Source organism: Microbacterium sp., assembly GCF_036277215.1.
Classification (GTDB): Bacteria; Actinomycetota; Actinomycetes; order Actinomycetales; family Microbacteriaceae; genus Microbacterium.
In genome coordinates this window covers 1-4180 of the sequence record NZ_DASUNI010000042.1, presented here as the reverse complement: position 1 = coordinate 4180, position 4180 = coordinate 1, and the positions used below count along the sequence as shown (strand labels likewise).

The 4180-nt window shown below is 68.6% G+C and carries 4 protein-coding genes; all 4 read right to left on the bottom strand.

What is annotated here, in order from left to right; all coding sequences use genetic code 11:
* Nucleotides 1–1303: cache domain-containing protein (locus VFX99_RS02240; protein ID WP_329664692.1), on the bottom strand; the 1303-nt coding region annotated here is incomplete at its 3' end.
* Nucleotides 1300–2280 (bottom strand): transporter substrate-binding domain-containing protein, encoded by a 981-nt coding sequence (locus VFX99_RS02235; RefSeq protein ID WP_329664691.1) that lies wholly within the window; start codon nucleotides 2278–2280, stop codon nucleotides 1300–1302. The genes VFX99_RS02240 and VFX99_RS02235, both read right to left, overlap by 4 nt.
* Entirely contained in the window at nucleotides 2277–3251 is a 975-nt protein-coding gene (locus tag VFX99_RS02230) for a transporter substrate-binding domain-containing protein (protein WP_329664690.1), read from the bottom strand. The genes VFX99_RS02235 and VFX99_RS02230 overlap by 4 nt, the downstream gene beginning before the upstream one ends.
* Nucleotides 3248–4180: adenylate/guanylate cyclase domain-containing protein (locus VFX99_RS02225; RefSeq protein ID WP_329664689.1), on the bottom strand; the 933-nt coding region annotated here is incomplete at its 5' end. The genes VFX99_RS02225 and VFX99_RS02230, both read right to left, overlap by 4 nt.

Here is a 4180-nt window from a genome sequence, read left to right as displayed (position 1 = left end):
TGTAGCCGTGGCCCGAGTCGAGGAGCTCCGCCGCCCGCTCGAGCAGCTCCTGCAGGAGGTCGTCGACCTCGAGCCGGTGCATCACGCCCAGCGTGGTCTCGTGCAGCGCACCGAGCTCGGCGTTCTGGATCCGGAGCTCCTCCGTCCGTTCCGTTACACGCTGCTCGAGCCCCTCGAGAGTCTCTCGGAGACGTGATGTCATCGCGTTGAACGCGCTCGCGAGCGTCCCGACCTCGTCACGCGTCGTCACCGGAGCCTCGCGGGTCAGGTCGCCCGCCGCGACGGTGGCCGCGGTGTCGGTGATGGCCAGGATCGGCCGCGCGATGCGGCGCGACGCGAGGTAGATGCCTGTGCCCAGGAGGGCAGCCACCGCCAAGCCGATGCCGGCGAGCGTCAGCGCGAGCCGGCGAGCGGGCGCGAAAGCGGCGTCCTGGCTCTGCTCGGCGACGAGCGCTGCTCCAACCTCGTCGAGCCAGCGGTACACGCCGATCACGGGCACGCCGGCGTAGCTCGTGTAGAGGCCGTGTCCGTCCGCGCCGCGCAGGGCGCCGTCGATGGCCTCGGAGGAGACTCCGCTCGCGTACTCGCCGGTGTTGAGGTGAGCGTGGACGAAGCGGTGGTCCTTGCCGACGAGGTACGACGCCCCCGTCTGGCCGAGATCCGTGGCGGGAAGCACGATACGGTCCAGCCGCTCCAGGTTGAGGCTCGCGGCGACGACGCCGATCCGCTCACCGTCGCGGTCGAACAGCGGCGTCGCGACGGTGATCGTCGGCCTCTCCGTGAGGGACGACTGGGCCACGGGCTGCACGTGCGTCCCGGAACTGCCGCGCGTGAAGTAGTCCTCGTTCGCCTGACTGAGGCGCTGGTGATCGCGCACCGTCGAGACCACGACCCTGCCGTCGAGGTCGAGCACTAGAACCTCCTGCGCGTCCGCCGTCTGCGACACGACGTACCCCAGGACGGACCGCACCCTGGCACGCGCCGATGCCACGCCCGCGTCGCTGGGTCCGCGCGCAAGCATCTTGCGCACGTCGCTTCCGAGGCCGCTCGATGTCCCGGACTGGAATCCTCCGAGCAACCCGGCGACGAACACCACGTTCCGTCGCTGCTCGTCGATCCAGCGGTCGAGGGCGTCTGCCTTCAGCTCTTCGGCGGCGTCCAGACGGTCGAAGACGAGCGTCTCGAGCGCGCTCCGCGCGCGCAGGTACGAGACGGTGCCGACGATGCCGACCATCAGCAACGACAGCGCGAGGAACGTCAGCACGAGTCGCGCGACCAGGCTGCGCCCCCGGAACCGGCTCAAAGGACCTTCTGCTCGATCGTCGAGAGGTAGAACTTCGCCGCCTGCGTGGCGTAGTCCTTACCGAAGTACTTGATGGAGAGGCGCTTCAGCGTGCCGTCGGCGTGGAGCCCGGTCACGATCTCGTTCACTCGCGCGACGAACGGGCCCGCCGCAAGACCGGACTTCTTATCGACGTAACCGGTCTTGTACGAGTAGTACGCCGGGGGTTCGAGCATCCGCAGCGCACCCACTTTCGCGATCGCCTCGGCGCCGACCGGCTCCGAGCACAGGAACGCGGCGATCTCGGCCTTCGCCGTCGCGGCGAGGCCGGGAACCTCCGTGTCGAACGTGACGATCCGCGGGTTCTCGACCAACTGCTCCATCTTCGGTCCGGGAAGCTCGAGCGTGCCGCGCAGGTACTTCTCCATCGTGCAGCCGGCGCACGCGCCGACCTTCTGGCCGGCTAGGTCGGACGGCGTCCTGGCCGCGGACGCCTTGGGAACGAAGAAGTTGGCGGGCGTCGAGTAGTAGGGCTGCGTCATGTAGAGGACGTCCATGCGGCTGAACTCGATCGCTCCCGAGCCGTAGGCCAGATCCCAGCGGTCTCCCCAGTTGCCGGCGGTGACCTCCGTCCATGACGGCGTGACGAAGCACGGTTCTACCCCGAGTGCCATTGCGACGAGCTTGCCGGTGTCGGCGTCGTAGCCGGCCATCTCCGGGCCGGTCTGTTCGTTTGCAGCGCACTTCGTGGTTGCGAGGCGCTTCGCGCCTTTGACCGCGAACGACTGCGGCGGGTAGGCGGGATCGGTGAACAGGATCAGCGTGCCGCGCGCCTGGACCTGGGCCAGCTTGTCCGTCGCAGGGTCGGCGCCCCGCGCCGAAGCGGCGCTCGACTGGGTGTCCGAGCCACCGGAACCGCAGCCGGCCGCCGCGAGTGCGAGGACGGTGGCCACCGTCGCGCCGACCGGCCTGAGCGCGGGTGATCGCTGCGGGCTCACTCCACATCCTGGTCGATCGCGTCGATGTCGTATTTGACAGCCGCGGCGATGTAGTCGCGACCGAAGAAGTTGCGCGACAGCCTCTCCAGCGTCGCGTCGGCCTGGGCGCGCCGGACGATCTCGTTGACCTTCGCAACGAAGGCCTTCGAGTCAAGTCCGGAGCTCTTGTCGACGAAGCCGGAGGGGTAGTAGGTGAACGCGACTTCAGGCAGCCGACGGAGCGCTACCCCCTCCCGTATCCGCGCGCGCCCGACCGGCTCGGCGGCGAGGAACGCGTCGATCTTGCCCTTGGCCGTCGCCTTCAGGCCCGGGCGCTCTGTCTCGAACGTCACCAGCTTCGGGTCGTCGACATTCACTTCGATGTCGATTCCGGGGATCTGGAGCTCCCCGTTGAGGTACATCTCATGCGAGCAGCTCGCGCAGGCACCGATCCGCTTCCCGTCCAGGTCGGCGGCGTGCCGTGCCGGCGAATCGACGGCGACGAAGTAGTAGTTCGGGACGGCGTAGTACGGCTGTGTCATGTACAGCCGCTGCATCCGGTCGGCGTTGATCGAGCCGGAGCCGTAGGCGATGTCCCAGCGGTCGCCCCAGTTGCCCGACGTCACCTCGGTCCACGTCGGGGTCGCGAAGCACGCCTCCACGCCGAGTCCCTCAGCGACGAGCTTCGTCGTCTCGGAGTCGAATCCGGTCACCTGATTGGCCGTGAGCTGGGTCTCTGCGCACTTCGTGTCGGCCGCGCGGACTTCCCCCTTGACGTCCATCGACTGCGGCGGATAGTCCGCCTCGTGGTATCCGACGAGCGTGCCGCGCGCCTGGACCTGCGCGAGCTTGTCAGTCGCAGGGTCGGCGCGTCGCGCGGCAGCTTCCGTTGTTTGCTTCGTCGCGTCGTCGCCACCGCATGCTGTCGGGCCGGCCAGTGCCATACCTAGCGCCGCCATCAGTGCGACGCGCTTGATCGGGGTGGCGTTCATGCCGTCTCACTCCGTTCCAGCGACGCGTACCGGGTTCCGATGGTGTCCGCCAGACCCCACACTCGCGTGCGTGCGCTTCGTCCACGCACGGTGACCTCGTCGACGTAGACGAGGTCCGCGACCGGGGCCGTCAAGAGGTCGAGCGTCGCCTCCGACAGGAGCATGGAGTGCCCGAGCTCCTTCGTCAGCGACTCGAGCCGGGAAGCCGTGTTCACCGTGTCGCCGATGGCGGTGTACTCCAGCCTCCGCTCCGAGCCCACGTTGCCGGACATCAGCGGCCCGCTGCTGATGCCGATGCCCATCCGGAACGGTGCGCCGCAGCCGTGCTCGAGCGCCCAGTCGTTGAAGCGCGGGAGCCGATGCTGAAGCATCTCCCGGGCGGCCGCGATCGCCCGATCGGCGTGGTCATCGCATGGGATGGGGGCGCCGAACACCGCGATGAGGCCGTCGCCCAAGAAGGCGACGAGCGTTCCTCCGTTGTCGAGCACGGCATCGCTCATCTCACCGAGGTACCGGTTGAGCACCGCGATCACCTCGTCCGGAGGCGTCCGCTCCGCGAAGGTCGTGAACGAGCGCAGATCGGCGAACAGGGCGGTGCTGACCAAGCGCACGCCGCCCAGACGGAGGTCTCCATCCGTGCGCGAGAGCACCTCGTCGACCATGGGCTCGGGCAGGAATCGCGCGAACACGTCTCGGACGCGTGCCCGCTCGAGCCGCTGCACCCGCCGCTTGTCGAGTCCGGCCCGGATGCGTGCCCGCAGGAGCACCTCGTCGAACGGCTTCTGGAGGTAATCCTCCGCGCCCAGCTCGACGCAGCGGACGACGCTGTCGAAGTCCTCGAGCGCCGAAATCATGATCACCGGCACAGAGCGCAGCGCCGGATCGCCCTTGATCCGCTCGAGTACCGTGATCCCGTCCATTCCCGGCAT

What these genes read in the sequence shown, in the direction of transcription:
- VFX99_RS02230 (WP_329664690.1), bottom strand. Translation starts at nt 3,251, where the DNA reads ATGAACGCCACCCCGATCAAGCGCGTCGCACTGATGGCGGCGCTAGGT.